The sequence below is a fragment of the Mycoavidus cysteinexigens genome (assembly GCF_003966915.1).
Lineage (GTDB): Bacteria > Pseudomonadota > Gammaproteobacteria > Burkholderiales > Burkholderiaceae > Mycoavidus > Mycoavidus cysteinexigens.
In genome coordinates this window covers 530845-550343 of sequence record NZ_AP018150.1, presented here as the reverse complement: position 1 = coordinate 550343, position 19499 = coordinate 530845, and the positions used below count along the sequence as shown (strand labels likewise).

The window sequence follows — 19499 nt, the reverse complement described above, 5'->3', positions numbered from 1 at the left end:
CCCATTCCTATTTAATTTTAAAGCCATATAAAGAGCCAGGCTTGAAAGAAATATAATCTAAAATCACCTGAATTTGTGCCCGATACGAGTATAGCTTATAGAATCAGTTGTTTTATTCGCCCGAGGCTCAGACATATATAGCCGGTGACCTGCCGTGTGTGAGGCTTTAAGGCAAGGCGAAATCTGCGAGGCATGTGCGTCCCAAAATAATCGCTATATACTCATCAGTTCCCCTGTATTCACAAGCTGGCCTGTAATTTCCTGCACAACCTCCTTGACTGCATGAGCCGCGGGTATCAATTGCGCACTCCTTAACCAACACAAAGACAAGGACCTTCTAATCTCTGGCTGTATCTGATAGTGTGGAAGATTGGCATTTTCTCCGACCAAAACCGATGTGGGCAAAATCGTACAAGCTAAGCCTTCCCGCGCACACTCCAGTAAATGTTTCAGCGAATCCAACTCGACAACTACATTAACGTCAATACTTCTCTGCGCAAATACCTCCTCTATCTGATGGCGCAGTCCTTCTTGCGAATTACCCGGCAACACCAACGGCAAACTACCCAAGTTTTCTATAGGTATAATAGGCGCTGTGTCAGGTTGATCGACGCGTAGTAAACGTTGCTCTGGATAACCAATTAGAGACAAGGCTTCCTGTGCAAGTGGCAACGCTTCAATGGTTTGGCTACCGGTACTGCGAAACAGAAAAATAAAATCCAAGCGCTGATTAAAAAAGCGCTCCAGCATATATTCATTCAACCCTTCAAATATCTGTAAGCGCACTTCCGGGAAACGTTCTCGCACCGCTTTAATCAATGGCATGACAAGCCGAGCAGCAACCGTAGGCGGCAATCCGATTGACACCTTGCCAGAAATTTTTGCTCCGATTGATTTGACATCGTCACTGGCCAAAGACAATTGCCGCAAAATCGTACAAGCATGCCGATAAAGCACCCTACCTGCATTCGTTAACGCAATGCCTTTAGAACTACGATGTAGCAACTGCACGTCGAATTCCGCTTCAAGAGCTGTAAGTTGCTGACTGAGCGCAGGTTGCGCCACCCCCACAACTTCAGCGGCTTTGGTTAAGCTGCCATAGTCAACAATCGCTAAGAAGTAGCGTAGCGCCTTAATATCCATATAACCTTTTATCCAGATTTTGCTTATTTTTTATGTACAAGGATGATGCACTTAAAAGCCATGCGCGAGCATAGCAGCTCAAAAAGAACGTAACATTTTTTGGCCAATTGCAGAAGATCGCCATTTTTAGTTGATTTTAAAAGAGCATTATGCGCCCAGCACCCCACAAACTTACACGAAATGTTTACTTTTTAGTAGAAATTTTAACTCAATTGATAGGAGCTCGCTTTGATAATTGGGCGATTTGCATGTCGCTTGAATAAATGATCTGCCAAGCCATCTACTCCACGCATATTTCCCGCACTGCTTCGCGCAAAGTAGCAGCGAATTCTTGCGCACTTTCAGACAAAATCTCATCTTTACGAGCTAAAATCCCATATGGACTCATCTTATGACCGAATTCGATCGGCAAACGTCCCAGCACCCCTCGTCGGACGTATTCACTCACGGCGGAGCGCGACTGTAAAGCAATCATATTGCTCGACTGCAAAAGTTGCAGCGCCGGAAAAACCGAAGGCATCTCGGTCAAATTCGCTGGCATGGGGATTCCCGCTTGAGAGAAACTTTCTTCGAGAAGCTGACGCGATGGACTAGCAGGAGGCTGCAAAATCCACGGCCAATCTCTTAATTCATGTATGTTTATCTTCTTTCTCTTAAGCAGAGGATGCCGGCTATCGACCACTACCCACAGCGTTTCGTCGATCAAGGCCTCGAAATTAAAGATATTTTTTTGATGAATTTCCGTGAAGCGACCCACAATAAAATTAAATTTTTTCTGCTCAAGTCCAACCAATAATTGATCGCTACTCTGTTCGAAAAGCCTAACAGTTAATAATGGGCGGCGCTGCTTGATGATTCTAATGGCAGTGGTAACCACATTACCCAGAGAAGCCGAGATAGCGCCAATCGAAAGGTAGCCATACCCGCCATCTTTCTTAACATTAATTTCACCAACGAATCGTTCTAAATCATTCAACGCACGCTGCGCATAACGAATCACTAAAATGCCCAATTCAGTGGGACGCATTTCGCGTGGCAATCTATCAAATAAAGAAATACCCAGTAATTCTTCGAGATCGTGTAACGTCTTAGTGGCAGCGGGCTGTGTTACATTTATTCGCTCGGCAGCTAACCGCATATTTTTCGTTTGCGCCAGTGCGTCGAGTAATACTAAGTGGCGAAACTTGAGTTGCCTGCTAAGCGCCTGAAAAGTACACAACGCAGTATGCATATATCACTCTCAAAATCTTAATAACCAAATGGAATCAATCCTAAAGAAAAAATGATTAGATTGATAGCGCTTATGTAACTAAAGTATCAGAATCGAGATTAAACCAATTCGTAATTTTTAGAATCGTGCGTGAACACAAAAATAAGTAGCATTACGGGGATACTTACGATGCAACAAACTTCCTTAGCCAGCACTGAATTACTGCGGCCTAGCAAAAAATCTTGGTCAAGCTATTGGCACAAGCGCATGGATCAACGCGTCGGCATTATCCCATTGCCAGTATATTGCATCATTGTTGTTTGCTTGGGTGTTTTGTTTGCTTTACAAAAAATTCCTAACGATATTTCGGTCATGATTGCGATACTCACCGTGTTCGGCTTTACGTGTGCCGAACTAGGCGCTCGCATTCCGGTACTACGCCAAATCGGCGGCCCCGTGATTGTCACCACCTTTCTGCCCTCCTGCCTGGTCTATTACCAACTTCTGCCCAACCAATTAGTCAGCTCAATTAATGATTTCTGGCAAACGACTAATATACTTTACCTATTCATCGCTTCCGTGGTGGTGGGCAGCATCCTCGGCATGCACCGCCTGACGATTTTAAGAGGCTTCGCTAAAATCTTTATTCCTCTCGCGGTTGGCTCCGTCGCCGCGGCTATTGTGGGTACTCTCACGGGCATGGCCTTGGGCTTGGGCGCACATCATACGTTCTTTTATATCGTGATTCCTATCATGGCCGGCGGTATCGGTGAGGGTGCCATTCCTCTCACGCTCGGTTATGCCGATATTATGAACCTGCCGCAAAAGCAGCTATTCGCCCAAGTTTTACCGGCCGTTATGCTCGGCAATTTAACCGCGATTATCTGCGCGGGTTTATTGAACCAACTTGGTAAACGCTACACTCATTTCACCGGCAATGGGCGCTTACATACTGAAGACGATGGCGAATTATTAAAAAACCACAACACCGGCGTGGCTCCAGTGGAAAATATTGCCGCGGCTGGCCTGATCGCGATTATGCTCTATATTTTAGGCATTCTTACGCATAAGTTAACCGGCCTACCCGCCCCAGTCACGATGCTCTTTCTCGCGGTGCTCGCCAAGCTTACTTACGCAGTTTCACCTAAATTAGAAGATGGCGCACGCACCGTTTATCGTTTTTTCTCAACCGCGGTGACCTATCCCTTGCTCTTTGCAATTGGCATCACTATCACCCCTTGGAATGATTTGGTAGCCGCTTTCAATTTAGCCAATATTATTACCATTGTTGCTACCGTGCTGACTCTAACCTCAGTGGGCTTTTTTGTCGGGCGTTGGGTCGGTTTGTATCCCATTGAAGGGGCGATTATTAATGCTTGCCATAGCGGTATGGGCGGCATTGGCGATGTGGCGATTCTCACTTCCTCTAATCGCTTGCAACTTATGCCATTTGCCCAAATGGCGACCCGTCTGGGTGGTGCGCTTACCATCACCATTGCTCTCTTATTGTTAGGAAATTTAACCTAACACTTATCTCCCCAAGCAACGCTGGGCTATAGCGAAATTCCAAACTCATGCATACTTTATTGGAGTGGTGCTGAGGTGATCAATTATCACCTCAGCATTTTTGCATAATCCGGCCAAGCTACCCCTGACCAAGCTGGGTAAACGCAAAAGCTTATGCCATTCGCTTAAATACTCCTCAGTGCTGCATACTGGCTCAAACACCAGACAGAAGATATCATGCTGCCAGTTAACCTAATTTAAGCACAGGGCCAACCCTCTTTCGCCAACTTAGCCACTCACCTTTTTACTATGTCTTTTATTCAAAGCCTAACGAACGCCTGGCAGCGTAATGACTCATTACTCTGTATTGGTCTTGACCCTGATCCCGCTCGTTTTCCAGCCTCATTTAAGGGAAATTCCGATAAAATTTTTGAATTCTGCCGCGCCATTGTCGACGCAAGCGCGACTTATGCTTGCGCTTTTAAGCCGCAAATCGCTTATTTTGCCGCGCACCGGGCAGAAGCTCAGCTCGAACAGCTGATTGCCTATATTCATACCGAATATCCTGGATTGCCCGTCATCCTTGACGCAAAACGCGGTGATATTGGGAGTACGGCTCAGCAATATGCCCACGAGGCTTTTACACGCTACCAGGCAGATGCGGTAACCGTCAATCCTTATATGGGCTTTGACTCAATTGAACCCTATCTCGCCCATCAAGATAAAGGGGTGATTGTGCTGTGCCGCACCTCTAATCCAGGCGGCTCTGAGTTACAGTTTCTTAACAGCAACGGACGCCCGCTCTATCAAATTGTCGCCGAATATGCAAGCCAGAAATGGAATACAAATGGTCAGATTGGCCTCGTCGTAGGCGCTACGTTTCCCCATGAAATCAGCACGGTACGCAAGATGGTGGGCGACATGCCATTACTCATTCCAGGCATTGGCGCGCAAGGGGGCGATATTGCCGCCACCGTCAAAGCAGGGCGTACCGAGCAAGGTTTGGGCATGTTAATCAATTCCTCGCGCGCCATTTTATACGCCAGTAATGGCAGTGATTTTGCCGCAGCAGCGAGCCAAGCGGCGCGGGAAACCCGTGATGCAATCAATCTCTATCGTCGACCCAGTCCACTTAACTAGGCCATCTGCGGCACCGCAATCAACGTTTATATTGCCTACGGTATTTATCCAGAAACTGCGCTATACGCTCGATGGCTTCACGCAAATCGTCAAGGTTGGGCAAAAATACGACACGGAAGTGATCCGGGGTTGGCCAATTAAACCCAGTGCCCTGCACGACCAGCACGCGCGTCTCTCGGAGCAACTCAGAAATAAAACGCTGATCATCCTGAATCGGATACAGCACAGGATCCAGCCGCGGGAAAAGATAAAGCGCAGCTTTGGGTTTAACGCATGAAACCCCTGGAATTGCGCTCAGCATCTCATAAGCTAAGGCGCGCTGCTTAAAAAGCCGGCCACCGGGTGCAGTCAACGCTTGAATACTCTGGTGACCGCCTAATGCGGTCTGAATCGCGTATTGACCTGGCACATTCGGACATAAACGCATCGATGCCAAAATATTTAAGCCCTCGATGTAATCACGCGCGCGCTGGCGTCGCAATGGCTCTGCTAGCCCCGATAGAATCATCCAGCCAGCACGGTAGCCGCAGGCGCGGTAGCTTTTTGACAGGCCATTGAAAGTGATGGTGAATACGTCTTCAGAAAGCGCCGCGATTGATGTATGTGACAGTTCATCATAAATGACCTTGTCATAAATTTCATCCGCCAAAACAATTAAACCATGTTGGCGCGCCAGCTCAACCACCGCTTTAAGAAAATCTTCCGGGTACAGCGCGCCGGTTGGGTTATTGGGATTAATGATAACCAAGGCACGGGTATTTGCAGTGATCTTAGCGCGCATATCATCAATATCGGGCAACCAACCATTTTGCTCATCGCATAAATAATGCACTGGCGTCCCGCCCGCTAAGCTCACCGCCGCAGTCCATAATGGATAATCGGGCGCTGGCAGCAAAACTTCATCGTGATTATTAAGGAGCGCTTGCATCGACATGACAATCAATTCGGAGACACCGTTACCCAAATAAATATCATCAAGCTCTACGCCAGCAATACCCTTTTGCTGCGCATAATGCATCACCGCTTTGCGCGCGGCAAATACGCCTTTGGCGTCAGAATACCCTGCTGAAGCGTCCAGGTTACGCATCATATCCCGTACAATCTCGTCAGGCGCAGCAAAACCAAACGGCGCTAAATTACCGATATTCAACTTGATAATCCGCTGGCCCTCCTCTTCAAGACGCCGTGCTTCTTCCAGCACAGGCCCACGAATATCGTAGCAAACGTTGAGTAATTTGTTAGATTTATGAATCGGCTTCACAGCTCACCTCTACAGATATAATTTGGACAAATTGTAGCTTGTATTTATTTTTTCAGATCTTGCGGAAATAGCATTTTGAAACTACACCCGGACCCTTCATCAACGCACAACATTATCACCGCTTACGGCGCCGGATATGTTGAAATTAATCAAACTCGCTATGCTCATAGCGTTCTGGTACGGCCGACATCGCCTGTGCAAACCTGGCCAGTATCATCGTTTAATGCTTTAAGCGGCGAACATTTCAACCTGCTCGCGAGTGCTGCGTCAACTGAAGCAATTGAGGTCGTCATTTTTGGCAGTGGCGCACAGCTACGCTTTCCTCCTGCTGCGTTCATTAGCGCGCTGACTACACGCGCAATTGGAGTGGACACCATGGATCTTTACGCCGCTTGCCGCACTTACAACATTTTAGTGGCCGAAGGCCGCCGTGTCGTTGCTGCGCTGCTGATTGAAACCACTGAATCCCAGGTTGACACCCAATAAAAGCCAACGGATTCAAACCGCCAACTCCTAACCTACCTACGCTGATACCTCTTATGCATGACGCTTCTTCATCCAAGCTCTTTTCTCGCACTACGCTGCTTGTGTTGGGCGCCCTCTTCGCCCTGATCTGGTTTATGCAATTGAATCTCCGCCATTTGATTCCGTCGGATGAAGGTCGTTACGCTGAAATCGCGCGGGAAATGCTCATGAGCGGCGATTGGATTACGCCACGCTACAACGGTTACCTTTATTTTGAGAAACCGCCGCTACAAACTTGGTTTAATGCCGCGACCTTTGCTTGGTTCGGGATTGGAGATTGGCAGGCGCGTTTGTATACTGCCTTGTGTGGTTTTGCTGGCGTGCTGCTCGCTGGCTTGACTGGCGCACGCGTTTTTGGCGCACGCGCAGGGTTTTTTGCCGCACTTGCGCTCGCCTCTGCGCCTTATTGGAACTTGCTTGGCCATTTCAATGTACTTGATATGGGACTCGCATTTTGGATGCAAGCTGCTTTATGTGCATTATTACTAGCGCAGCGCCCCGGCCTTGCTGCTACGGCAACGCGCTATTGGATGTGGCTGTGCTGGGCGGCAATCGCGCTTGCCGTATTGAGTAAGGGTTTAGTAGGCGCCATCTTACCCGCTGCGGTACTGGTTTTATATACGCTGATTACCCGCGATTGGGCGCTTTGGAAACGGCTTCATTTGCTTACTGGCAGCGTCATATTCGCGGCGCTGACAGTACCCTGGTTCGTCCTGGTTCAACAAAAAAATCCCGCATTTTTCGAATTTTTCTTTATTGTGCAGCAATTTCGCCGCTATTTAACACCTGAGCAAAACCGCCCTGGGCCATTTTATTATTTCGCACCAGTGCTGATACTTGGTTTTTTGCCCTGGTTATCTATACTTTGGCAAAGTCTCAGGCACGCTCTTAAAACTCCACCCCAGTCGAATGGTTTTTCGCCAGTGAAATTACTGCTGGTTTGGTCGGTGTTTATTTTTGTTTTTTTTAGCGTTTCGCATTCAAAACTCATTTCATATATTTTACCCATTGCGCCCGCACTAGCGCTGTTGCTTGGCCATTATTTACCCTTAATTGGACCAACGCAATGGCGCCGACATCTGCTCGGCCAAACGATAGTGGTCAGCGCTGGCTACGTCGGCGCATTAGTTTTGGCCTATATGGGCGATACGCCCGCTGAAAATACCCTCTATCGCAGTTATCAAAGCTGGGTTTATCTTGCGCTCACAACCGCATTGATAGGCATTGCGCTATCCGCTTGGATTAACCAACGTAAGCATCCAGCGGCAACCCTACGAGCATTATGCGTTTACGCCGGTGGCTGGTTTATCGCTATTATGATTGCCGGCAACGCTCATGAAATATTCGGAAAAATACGCTCGGGCGCACCTTTAGTCAGCGCGGTGCAAGCCGAGCTGGCTAAACTGCCAGCACATACGCCATTTTATTCAGTGATGGCGCTTGACCATACGATGCCGTTTTATCTGCGACGTACCATGATCATGGTTCAGCACCAAGATGAATTGCGTTTTGGCATTGAGCAAGAGCCCGAAAAATGGGTACCGACGCTGGAACTCTGGATGCAACGCTGGCAACAGGATCAGTACGCGCTGGCACTAGTGCCAGTGAGGCTTTACGAAACACTGGTTGCGCGTGGTGTGCCAATGCGAGTGATCGCGCACGATCCGCATCGCGTAATTATTGCTAAACCAGCATAGCCCATATGAGCTTAAACAATAAATTTTAAATTAAAATTAAATTTGTTCCCATATAACCAGTCGCTAGAGCACACTGGGGGAATAAATTTATCTGATACTGAACTCACGCAGTGATCGGTATTGCAATGTGCGGTAAGAGCGTAGAGCATTGCCAGACCCAACTGCAATAGGCCAGTTGTTTGTCACGGTTACAGAGCGCGACTCTGGCATGAAGGCAATGTAAACGCGCTGCATTGTCTTCATCAAGCGCTCCCCCCGCCCCGTTACCTGTGAGGGTAGTAAACCGATGTTGCCACAGGCTTTAGCCGAGTCTCCGTGGCAAATTGATGGGTTTATGCAGCCGTACCGGCAGAACCGTTAGGCTTAGTCATATACCCCCCTCTCCGTCAGCCTTAAATATCTTAATCAACGCGATTCTCCACCGCCGCAAACATTACATTTCGACCGGCAGCCCCCCCCTTTGCCATCCACTTGCCTAGCGTCACGCCTATTCCGCCCCACCTCAGAGCAATTGATTCTATATTTTTATTACTATTAAAAGCGTGACTGTGTCAGGTTATATAAGAAGGACCTACCCGTATTTCTGCGCCACCATAACCCAAAATAAACCCATATTCAAAAAATTGTCTATTATCTAGTAACACTTATTTAAATATTTCGTGGTGCCAAAATGAGATCACTCAAATTTATTAATACTACGTCTTTAACGATAGCCATTGCCACTTGTGGCGCTGTAGGCAGCGCAGAAGCAGAGATAAGGGCCATAGAAGAGATAATCCAACATCAAGAAGAAATAAATTCCCAGCGCTCTGCTATACCAGCCTTGCCATACTTCGAAAGCCAAACAGATGCAAATTGCGCTATCCACGCTATTAATATGGCTCTAGGTGAGCGCTTTATCTCAACCGAATACTACGATAAATACACAATGTTTATTGGAGCTAAGTCTCTGATTAATAAAGAAAATCCAAATGAAGGGTATATAACAGAAAATCAATACCACGCGCTAGTTCATTTTTTAAATCCAGAAAATAACCTGGAAGATTTTAACGAAAAGATCAAGCAATTAGAGCTTAACTTTAATAGCGCCGCCTCCAACCTACCCAACAAAATAGAATTAGAAGACTACTTAAATCAAACAGGCGTTTTAGGAAGAAAAAAGGCCATCGAAAACGTTATCATTGTGATTAACAAAATTTATAACCTTAATCTCCCGATTAATTTAAACAAATTTAACGACGATAATTTAGCTCGCTTAGCTTGGGATTTTGAAAACGTTGCAAGTATAGTGGTTTATACGGATGATCATTTTTTCGTGCTACGCAAATATGAAAATAATTGGTATCAATTGGACAGTCTCCTTCAAGGTCCCCAAATTCTTCTAAACGACAATCCTATCAATTGGCTAGATGAATTTACCTTAAATCATGATGAGACTCATATTATTTACTTTACTTCAGCACAAATTGAAGCAGCAAAAAATGCTCTCCATACAAAATCACCGCATCTTTCTAACGAAATTCCGTTTCACCTTCCAAAATCTGTGTTCGACTCACTTCCCCCAATGCTCTCGCCTGAGCCAAGCGAAGCTACTTTTAACGAACAAGAAATCTGGTATTTCCCACACTATGACAAAGCAGATTATAAAAATATCGCAAACGAGGTTGTGCATATGGCTTTAGGGACAGAGCTTATTACTCCAGATGATTATGAGCGTTACCTGAATTTAATTGCGATCAAAAACAATCCTCATGTTTCAGGCCGACAACGTAGGCTTATGCGCAAATATTATGATGCGGGAGAATCAACAGGCGAATTCTATACACGAGAAATGTTGGAAGAAGCCTGGGATCTAGCAGCTTACAATGACGCTCTTTTATACAAAGAGTATCTCCACCAAACAGGTGTTTTTGACCAAGACAAAAATATTTATAACGTCATTAATACGATTAATGATCTTTATGATCTAAAAATTCCAAACGAATTCAATATAGAAGCAAACGCTAATGTGGCGAACGCTGAGCGGATGATTGTTGATTTAGATGGATCTTTTGTAGTGCTGCGCCGCGATCTTAATGATAAATGGTGGTTATTAGATATTCTGGCGCAGAATCCAAAATTACTTTCAGAGGGCCCTAAAAATTGGTTGCAGAAGACCGCTCAATTTTTTCCCAATATAAAGCTGTTATGTTTTACCGTAGATGACATTCTCAAGCTAGAAAGCCCGACTAAAAATCTTCCCACCCCCTTCGCAGACTCTATGACCAAAAGCGATCCATTCGGCAGGGATTTTGTCGAAGAATTTTTTTACCTACCCTCACTAAGTCCATTAGAATTGCAGTATATTAGCGAAGAACTTTTTTCAGAGCAGCCCGCATTTCAAGATAACACTTATAAATTCTTACATGAATTTATCCTCAAGCTGTTTAGACAAGGTGGAGGAGACAGAAGTAAAATCTTAGAGACTTTTAACGCTTTCATCGAGCAGATCCCAGTATCTAATTCCACTTCTAGTTCTACCTCTACTTCTGAGAGAAAATACAAAGAAGAAATCAATCCAGACACCATTAAAGCGTTTAGAGAAGCGGCAGCAAAATGGGGCCTTGAACAAACCAATCAGCAGCCTCATTAAAGCCATCTCATTACATATGCGTGAGAGATCTGCCAAAGTTACATTCGGACGCCCCCCCCCCCTGGCAAACGCGGCGCATAAGCTGGCAAAACTGCCAGCTTATGCGCCATTTTATTGGGTTATGATGTTGTGGCCAATACGATGCCGTTTTATCTGCGGCATACGATGATCATGGTTCAGTACCAAGATGACCTAAGTTTTAGCATTGAGCAATCGGCTGAAAAATCGCTGTCAATACTTGAGTTCCGAATTCAGCGCTGACTTTATTCATACTAATCCGCAAAGTAATTTCAAATAGAGAACCTTAATTTTCCAAAAAAACAACAGATTTCGCCTTTAAAATTAAGTATTTATTATTATAATAAAAGTTCAAGTTTAATTAGGCACTTATCATGCAACCTTCTAAGCTTTTTGGAATAATTATACTACAGCTGTTTTTTGTTTCAGCGTGCGGCGGGGGAGGCGAAAAAAATAGTAACAAAAAAACTATAGCACAGCCTCAGATAATAGAAAAACCTTATTTTGATATAGAGACAACTGGAAATTGCGCTATTCGTGCTGTCAATTGGGCCTTAGGAAATAGGCGTTTTATTTCTCCCAAAGAGTACTATGAATATATGGAAAATCAGAGCATGGACGATCCACGTTTTTCTGAAGAACAACGATGTCTGCTTCGCGCGCATTTTAAGGACGAAACAAAAAAATATAGCTCTATTGCTCTAAAAAACTTAGAAGAGGCCTTCGATAAAGCCAAAATTTCTTCTTCAGCCTCCTTTGATCCAACATTCAAGACCCTTATGACAGAGCGCGGCCTTTTGGGTCATAACAAAGCGATTGAACATGTTATAGATGTAATCAAATTTAAGTTCGGATTAGAATTTCCAACTATTTTGGAAAAATTTGATGACGCCCTTGCCAAAGAAGATTTTATAGATGCCAAAGGCTTAATCATTCTCACAAATAGCCATTTTGATGGATTTTACAAAGATGAAAATAATATTTGGCACAAAAAAAATGGTGATCAACTTTCTACTAATCATATTGATTATATTACACAGCTAAAAGCAGAGTTAACGCTTGATTCGCCTGATTTAATTTTAGACTCCCGCATTCTTTACTTTCCTCCGCGCATTGTAGAGTATCTTCAAAATGCATTAGATATAGCCTCGACCTCTTGATTTATGTTCCTGCTTAATCTCTACAGCCAGCCCTCCGCCTTCTTACACTGGCCCAGCACCACACTTAACTTGCCACAGCTTAGAGTAGTAGCGAGCGTAAATATGAATCTCTCCCGACAGATAACGTGATCTGCTCATTATTTTCCTGAGTGACATGAAAACCATAACCCCTATACACTATTTACCGATATTAAGAGCCTAACCACTTATACCATCTGGATATTTTCATGGGATATACAAAAACGATAATGCTGTATGAGGTAAAAAGAATAATAAATAACTCTTTAAACTATATTTACAACATTGAAAAACCAATAAACTAATCAGATAATTCAGAGGAAATTTTATGCTATTTATTTTATTTCACAATAAGCTGAAGGCGCACAAATTGCATTAAAAATAGACCAAATTTTCAGAGAATACCCCCACCATTCACCCAATACTCTAAATCAGACACATCATTAAAATAAGGTTACTCACTAATGATACATTTGCACTGTACCCATAGAGTTCGGATGAAAACAATAAAATTTATTGCTACCACCTCATTAATAACAATTAATGTCGCTTGTGGTGGTGGAGGCGATGAAAAAAAAGCAGAAGAAATAAAATCGCAAGACTCTAAGTCACTATTCTCTGAGGCATTATCATTACCGTACTTTGAAAAACAAACAGACGAAAATTGCGCTATTCATGCTACCAACATGGCTTTAGGCGACCATTTCATCTCACCTAAATATTACGACAAATATACAATGCTGATTGGAGCTAGAGAAGTTGCCACTACAGGATTTTTCGAAGAGAGACTTATTTCACTGAATCAATACCAAGCGTTAGTTAATTTCCACCGAACAGAAAATGAATCCGAAGATCTTCATATTAGAATTGAAAATCTAAAACGTCAGTTTAATGAAATTAAATTAGCTGCTCCCGGTGCCATCGATTTTTCAACATATTTAAATTACACAGGAATACTAGGGGGAATGAAAACAGTCGAAGAAGTTATTGTTGCAATTAATGGAATCTACTATCTAAATTTACCAGATAGCTTAGATAATTTTAATGAAGATAATAAAAATAATTTATTGCACAATTTAGAGAATATTAGCAGCTTAGTTGTTTATTATACTTCTGAAGACGTCCCTAAGGATGCCCCTTCTAGTGGAGATGGACATTTTTTTGCATTGCGCAAATATCAAAATTTTTGGTATCGCTTGAATAGCCTTTATCAGGGTCCAGAAATTATTTCAAACAATAATCTGATTGATTGGTTAGAAGAATTTAGATTGAATCATCATAATGTTCGTACGATTCAATTTACTTCAGCACAACTCGAAGAGGCAAAGAAAGCATTAATTAGAACACCACCGAGCGTTATTGACAAACGTTTTTCCAGTTTTTTAAGGCCCGAATTTGCCTTACACTCCGCCATTTCTTCGTCGGTGATAAGCGGAGTTCCTTCTAACGAACAAGTACCATCTAATTCTTTACTAGAGTTGGCATCTCCACCCTCTTCATTGACACTAAGCCAGGGCTCTCTTAACAAAACCGTATATTTTGAAAAATATGATCAAGAGGCCCCCCAGGATATTGCTCTTGGTATTGTGCATATGGCTTTAGGGGAACATCTTATTACTCCAGAGACTTTAGGGGAGCAACGTCTTATTACTCCAGATGAGTATGAGCGCTACATGAATTTGATTGCTATCAAAAACAATCCTCAGGTTTCCGGTCGACAACGTAGGCTCATGCGCAAATACTATGATGGCGGCAAAATAACTGGCGAGGTTTGCACACAAGAAGATTTGGCTGCAGGCTGGAATCCAACGCCTAACGGTAACTCTATTTCATACACAGAGTATCTCCGTCAAACAGGCGTCTTTGATCAACAAAAACACATTGAAAATGTCATTCGCACGATTAATGGACTTTACAACCTAAACCTTCCAAATAGATTTGATATAGTATCAAATGCTAACTTTGAAAAGGCTGAGCGCATCATTGTTGATATATATGGGTCTATTGCAGTGCTACGCCGCGATGCTGAGAATAAATGGTGGTTATTAGATAGCCTGGGAGAAGGTCCAGAATGCATTTCAGAAGATCATAAAAATTGGTTAAATTATGCGGCGCAAATTTCTCCCACAGCAAATATTTTATGCTTTACTTCAGAAGATATTTTAAGCATAAAAAATTCTACTAAAAATCTTCCCGAGTTATTCAAAGACTCTATTACTAACAGCGATCCATACGGCGAAGATTTTATCGAAGAGTATTTTTATCCACCTACTATAGATTTTTCCGAATTACAGAATATCAGCAACGATCTCTTTGTAGAGCAGCAGGCATTTCGAAATGACACTTATAAATTTTTATGTGATTTTAATGCTAGGCTATCTGCACGATATGGTGTAAATAGAAGTCAAATTTTAAGGATTTTTGCCTCTTTCCTCCATCAGACTCCAAGATTGGACTTCCGTTCTAGGAAAACTCAAATCAATAAAGCCACCATTGAAGCGTTCAAGAAAGCGGCAGAAAAATGGGGAGTAGCGCAAGTCCATTAGCAACCCCATTAAAGTACTGTCTAGTATCATCCTAGAAAAGGATTAGAATTTGAGCTTAATCATTTTCTCTAATATTTTCGCATGAACCCCATTGCTCTCTCCTGCATCTTAAGCGGCGTCCTCCTCAACACCAGCGCCCAACTCCTCCTCAAAGCAGGCGTCAATGCCGTTAGCCCATTTGAATTCAGCCGCGCAAATATTGTGCCTATTGGGCTACAGTTGATGGCGCAATGGCCGATTATTGGCGGCCTCATCTGTTATGCTTTCAGCCTGGTCGTCTGGATCATTGGCTTATCACGAGTGGATGTGTCAATCGCTTACCCAATGTTATCGCTAGGTTATGTGTTAAACGCGCTGCTCGCCGCTTATTTTTTTGGCGAGACGCTTTCGCTACAACGCTTAATAGGCACAGGCATCATTTTACTTGGCGTTTACGTGTTAGCTCGAGGTTAATCCTTACCGCGGTGACGCTCGTCGCTGACTAGCTCCCCTATTTAATTTGAAGGATTTCTTGATGGATCAAGAGTTTCTGCCTTTTACCCGCCCGACAATTAATGAGGAAACCATCGCCGGCGTGGCTGATGTTTTGCGTAGTGGCTGGATTACAACGGGTGCCCAGAATCTCGCCTTTGAGGCGGCTTTATCCGAGTATGTTGGCGGTCGTCCGGTCCGTACTTTTAATTCTGGCACCGCCACCCTTGAAATCGGTTTGCGCATTGCGGGCGTTGGCCCAGGCGACGAGGTCATCACCTCACCCCTCTCTTGGGTTGCAACCAGTAATACAATTCTCGAAGTTGGCGCGACCCCGGTTTTTGTGGATATTGATCCGTACACACGCAACCTTGATCTGAATTTGCTAGAGCAGGCGATTACGCCTCGCACTAAAGCGCTGATGCCAGTCTACCTTGCTGGTCTGCCAGTTGATATGGATCGCCTCTACGCGATTGCACGCCAACATGGGCTGCGGGTGATTGAAGACGCCGCTCAAGCGCTCGGCTCAAACTGGCGCGGCCAACGAATTGGCGCCATAGGCGATTTAGTCTCGTTTAGTTTTCATGCGAATAAAAACCTTACGTCGATCGAGGGCGGCGCGTTAGTGTTGAATAATGAGGCCGAAGCCCGTTTAGCGCAGAAATACCGTTTACAGGGCGTAACCCGTAGCGGCTTTGATGGCATGGAGGTCGACGTACTGGGCGGTAAATTCAATCTATCCGATGTTGCCGCCCGTGTCGGGCTTGGGCAAATGCCGCATTTGGCGCATTTTAACGAGCAGCGGCGGGAGCTCGCTCGCTATTATTTTGAATGTTTCGCTAACGGCGCAGCGGTGACGCTTGGTGTAGAGCTGCCGCCGGAGGATTTTGAGCATACCAATTGGCATATGTTTCAGATTGTGCTGCCGCTGCCAGCGCTTAAACTTGACCGCGCCGGTTTTATGGCTGAGTTGCATGCCCGCGGCATCGGCAGTGGCGTACACTATCCGGCGATTCATCTTTTCAAATTATATCGAGAACGCGGCTTCACCGTGCATAGGTTTCCGCATGCCGAACGTATCGGCGCTAGCACCGTGACTTTACCGCTGTTTCCAGCTATGCAGCTAGCTGATGTTAAACGAGTCGTGACTGCCGTAAATGAAATCTGCGAACACTCCTCACTCACTCATTAGAAAAATGAAAACACCTGAATTATCCGTTGTCATCCCAGTTTATAACGAAGAAGCAGGGCTTAATGCATTATTTGCTCGTTTATACACGGCGCTAGATGCGCTAGCGCTGCCCTATGAAGTGATTTTTGTAAACGATGGTAGCCAAGACCAATCCGCAACCCTGCTGGCCAATCAATTTCGCATACGGCCCGAGAACACCCGCGTGATTTTACTCAACGGCAATTATGGTCAACATATGGCGATTCTTGCCGGCTTTGAGGCCGCGCGCGGCGAAATTATTGTGACGCTTGATGCCGACTTACAAAATCCACCCGAAGAAATAGGCAAACTCGTGCAAAAAATGCACGAAGGCCACGATTACGTTGGCACTATCCGCCGCCAACGACAAGATAGCCTATGGCGTCGTAAAGCCTCACGCGCCATGAACCAACTGCGCGAGCGTATTACGCATATCCGCATGACCGATCAAGGCTGCATGATGCGCGCCTATAGTCGCCACATTATCGATACGATCAATCGCTGTGGCGAGTTAAATACGTTTATCCCGGCGCTAGCTTATACTTTTGCCCAGCGCCCAGTAGAGATCGAAGTAGCCCATGAAGAGCGCTTTGCCGGCACCTCAAAATATTCATTTTATAGCCTAATGCGGCTTAATTTTGATTTAGTTACAGGTTTCTCGGTGGCGCCGTTGCAATGGTTATCATTCATTGGCCTCTTGCTGTCATTGGGTTCCGCCGGACTCTTTATCTTGCTTATCGTGCGCCGCTTTATCGTCGGCGCTGAAGTACAAGGGGTCTTCACGCTATTTGCGATTACGTTTTTCTTATTTGGGGTAATTATCCTGGCTCTGGGTCTGCTGGGCGAATATGTCGGCCGCATCTATCAGCAAGTGCGCGCGCGGCCGCGTTATTTAATCCAAACCGTGCTTGAAACTAGCGCTAACCCGCCTTCCACCTCTCGCCCATCATGACTTTTCGCGCGGTTGTCTTTGCCTATCATCAAGTTGGGGTGCGTTGCTTACAGGTCTTACTTGCGCGCGGCGTTGAAGTCGCCTTGGTTGTCACTCACCACGATAATCCGGCGGAAAATATCTGGTTTGACAGTGTTGCTGCGCTTGCCGCCGAGCATCGGCTGCCCACTATAATGCCCACTGAGGCAAACTCTAGCGAGTTAAGCGCTGCCGTGCGCGCCGCCAATCCTGATTTTATTTTTTCTTTTTATTACCGGCATATGCTCAGTCCCGAATTGCTCGCTTTGGCGCGCCACGGGGCATTTAATATGCATGGCTCACTCTTACCAAAATATCGCGGGCGCGTGCCGGTGAATTGGGCTATCTTGCACGGTGAAACGGAAACCGGCGCAACGCTCCATGAAATGACCGCCAAACCGGATGCTGGCGCTATCGTCGCGCAAACGGCGGTGCCGATTTTACCGGATGACACGGCAACCCAAGTCTTTGACAAGGTCACAGTTGCCGCCGAGCAAACTCTTTGGAATAGTTTACCTGCGTTACTGTCGGGGAAGGCCCCACGGCTGCCCAATATCCTTGCCAATGGTAGTTATTTTGGCGGCCGCAAACCGGAAGACGGGCGCATCAACTGGCGCCAGCCCGCTCAAACTATCTATAACTTGATCCGCGCAGTAGCTCCGCCATACCCTGGCGCTTTTACTGAAATAGAGGGTAAACGCTTAGTGATTGCGCGCGCCCGGCTGGCCCCAAGCGAGCCGTTAAGCGGTGCAAATTTGCCGCTGGGCTTGCAGATAGTGGATAATACGCTATTTGGCCTATGCGGCGATGGCCGCGCTATCGCTATTCACGAATTGCAGCACGAAGGACGCCTGATTAGCCTCGCTGAGTTTGCACAGCTGACACATACTTAGCCCAGGCTCTCTTCAAATGCTGCGCCCTATTTCTTTGTTTTCGATCTCATGAAAAAAGTTCTCATTTTGGGTGTTAATGGCTTTATTGGCCATCATTTATCTAAGCGTATTCTCGACACCACCGATTGGGAAGTGTTTGGTATGGATATGCAAACAGATCGCCTAGGGGATCTGCTGCAACATGAAAGAATGCATTTTTTCGAGGGTGATATCACCATCAATAAAGAATGGGTTGAATACCATATCCGCAAATGCGATGTGATTCTGCCATTGGTTGCGATTGCGACTCCGGCCACTTATGTAAAACAGCCGCTGCGTGTATTTGAGCTCGATTTTGAAGCGAATTTACCGATCGTGCGCTCAGCCGTTAAGTACGGCAAACATCTGGTTTTTCCGTCAACCTCTGAAGTCTATGGCATGTGCGAGGATAGCGCATTCGATCCGCAAAGCTCATCCCTCGTCTATGGTCCAATTAATAAACCACGCTGGATCTACGCCTGCTCCAAGCAATTGATGGACCGCGTGATTTGGGCTTATGGCATGCAAGAAGGGTTGCGCTTTACTTTGTTTCGGCCTTTTAACTGGATGGGCCCGGGACTCGATTCAATTCATACACAAAAAGAAGGCAGCTCGCGGGTGGTGACTCAGTTCCTCGGCCATATCGTGCGGGGGGAAAATATAAGTCTAGTGGATGGTGGCCTACAAAAACGCGCGTTTACCGACATTGATGACGGCATTGGCGCCCTCATGCGCATCATCGAAAACCCAGCCGATGTAGCGCTTGGCAAAATCTACAACATTGGTAATCCAAGCAATAATTTCTCGGTGCAAGAACTAGCGCAGATGATGCTTAAACTCGCCGCTGAATTTCCCGAATACGCCACTAACGCACAGCAGGTCAAATTGGTTGAAACTTCGTCAGGCGCATACTATGGCGCGGGTTATCAAGATATGCAAAATCGTGTGCCAAGCATTGATAATATAAGCGCTGAGCTCAACTGGAAGCCAACCATTGGCATGGAGCAAGCACTGCGCAAGGTTTTTAATGCTTATCGCAACCAGGTTGCCGAAGCACGCGCTCTAGCTGCTGCTTAGTCGG

Annotated in this window: 16 protein-coding genes; 13 read left to right on the top strand and 3 right to left on the bottom strand. The window is 45.4% G+C overall.

What is annotated here, in order from left to right; translation table 11 throughout:
* Positions 1 to 213: 213 nt before the first annotated feature.
* The gene (locus tag MCB1EB_RS02455; RefSeq protein WP_026921090.1) at positions 214 to 1143 is read right to left on the bottom strand and encodes a LysR substrate-binding domain-containing protein; all 930 of its coding nucleotides are present in this window, start codon (positions 1141 to 1143) and stop codon (positions 214 to 216) included.
* 280 nt (positions 1144 to 1423) lie between these two features.
* A complete protein-coding gene (locus tag MCB1EB_RS02450) occupies positions 1424 to 2374 on the bottom strand; it encodes a LysR family transcriptional regulator (protein ID WP_026921091.1) in 951 nt (316 codons plus the stop codon).
* Between the two features lie 168 nt (positions 2375 to 2542).
* Between MCB1EB_RS02450 and MCB1EB_RS02445 the strand changes: the two genes are divergently transcribed.
* Both MCB1EB_RS02445 and pyrF read left to right on the top strand, forming a co-directional pair.
* On the top strand, positions 2543 to 3880 hold the full coding sequence (locus tag MCB1EB_RS02445) for a 2-hydroxycarboxylate transporter family protein (RefSeq protein WP_026921092.1): 1338 nt from the start codon (positions 2543 to 2545) through the stop codon (positions 3878 to 3880).
* Between the two features lie 288 nt (positions 3881 to 4168).
* Positions 4169 to 4999, top strand: a complete 831-nt coding sequence (gene pyrF / locus MCB1EB_RS02440; protein WP_045363168.1) for an orotidine-5'-phosphate decarboxylase — start codon at positions 4169 to 4171, stop codon at positions 4997 to 4999.
* A 19-nt stretch (positions 5000 to 5018) separates the two neighbouring features.
* Here pyrF and MCB1EB_RS02435 read toward each other — a convergent pair whose 3' ends face one another.
* Positions 5019 to 6260, bottom strand: a complete 1242-nt coding sequence (locus MCB1EB_RS02435; RefSeq protein ID WP_045363170.1) for a pyridoxal phosphate-dependent aminotransferase — start codon at positions 6258 to 6260, stop codon at positions 5019 to 5021.
* A 75-nt stretch (positions 6261 to 6335) separates the two neighbouring features.
* On the opposite strand from MCB1EB_RS02435, the gene MCB1EB_RS02430 reads away from it, so the two are divergent.
* From MCB1EB_RS02430 to MCB1EB_RS02385, 11 genes are all read left to right on the top strand, one after another.
* A complete protein-coding gene (locus MCB1EB_RS02430) occupies positions 6336 to 6746 on the top strand; it encodes an Mth938-like domain-containing protein (protein WP_045363171.1) in 411 nt (136 codons plus the stop codon).
* Positions 6747 to 6799: 53 nt separating this feature from the next.
* Positions 6800 to 8482 carry a glycosyltransferase family 39 protein gene (locus MCB1EB_RS02425; protein ID WP_045363172.1) on the top strand — a complete coding sequence of 561 codons (1683 nt, stop codon included), beginning with the start codon at positions 6800 to 6802 and terminating at the stop codon, positions 8480 to 8482.
* Positions 8483 to 9152: 670 nt separating this feature from the next.
* Positions 9153 to 11114 carry a josephin domain-containing protein gene (locus MCB1EB_RS02420; protein WP_045363174.1) on the top strand — a complete coding sequence of 654 codons (1962 nt, stop codon included), beginning with the start codon at positions 9153 to 9155 and terminating at the stop codon, positions 11112 to 11114.
* A gap of 129 nt (positions 11115 to 11243) precedes the next feature.
* Positions 11244 to 11375 carry a hypothetical protein gene (locus tag MCB1EB_RS12560; protein ID WP_431311531.1) on the top strand — a complete coding sequence of 44 codons (132 nt, stop codon included), beginning with the start codon at positions 11244 to 11246 and terminating at the stop codon, positions 11373 to 11375.
* Between the two features lie 131 nt (positions 11376 to 11506).
* Positions 11507 to 12292 (top strand): hypothetical protein, encoded by a 786-nt coding sequence (locus MCB1EB_RS02415; RefSeq protein ID WP_126353840.1) that lies wholly within the window; start codon positions 11507 to 11509, stop codon positions 12290 to 12292.
* A gap of 515 nt (positions 12293 to 12807) precedes the next feature.
* Entirely contained in the window at positions 12808 to 14856 is a 2049-nt protein-coding gene (locus MCB1EB_RS02410) for a josephin domain-containing protein (RefSeq protein ID WP_045363176.1), read from the top strand.
* Between the two features lie 81 nt (positions 14857 to 14937).
* Positions 14938 to 15309, top strand: a complete 372-nt coding sequence (locus MCB1EB_RS02405) for an SMR family transporter (protein WP_026921100.1) — start codon at positions 14938 to 14940, stop codon at positions 15307 to 15309.
* 61 nt (positions 15310 to 15370) lie between these two features.
* Entirely contained in the window at positions 15371 to 16519 is a 1149-nt protein-coding gene (locus MCB1EB_RS02400) for a DegT/DnrJ/EryC1/StrS family aminotransferase (protein ID WP_045363177.1), read from the top strand.
* A 4-nt stretch (positions 16520 to 16523) separates the two neighbouring features.
* On the top strand, positions 16524 to 17489 hold the full coding sequence (locus MCB1EB_RS02395) for a glycosyltransferase (RefSeq protein WP_126353839.1): 966 nt from the start codon (positions 16524 to 16526) through the stop codon (positions 17487 to 17489).
* Complete coding sequence (locus MCB1EB_RS02390) at positions 17486 to 18400, top strand: formyltransferase (protein WP_045363179.1); 915 nt, start codon at positions 17486 to 17488, stop codon at positions 18398 to 18400. Before MCB1EB_RS02395 ends, MCB1EB_RS02390 begins: the two co-directional genes overlap by 4 nt.
* Before the next feature lie 48 nt (positions 18401 to 18448).
* On the top strand, positions 18449 to 19495 hold the full coding sequence (locus MCB1EB_RS02385; protein ID WP_045363180.1) for a bifunctional UDP-4-keto-pentose/UDP-xylose synthase: 1047 nt from the start codon (positions 18449 to 18451) through the stop codon (positions 19493 to 19495).
* Positions 19496 to 19499: the final 4 nt, after the last annotated feature.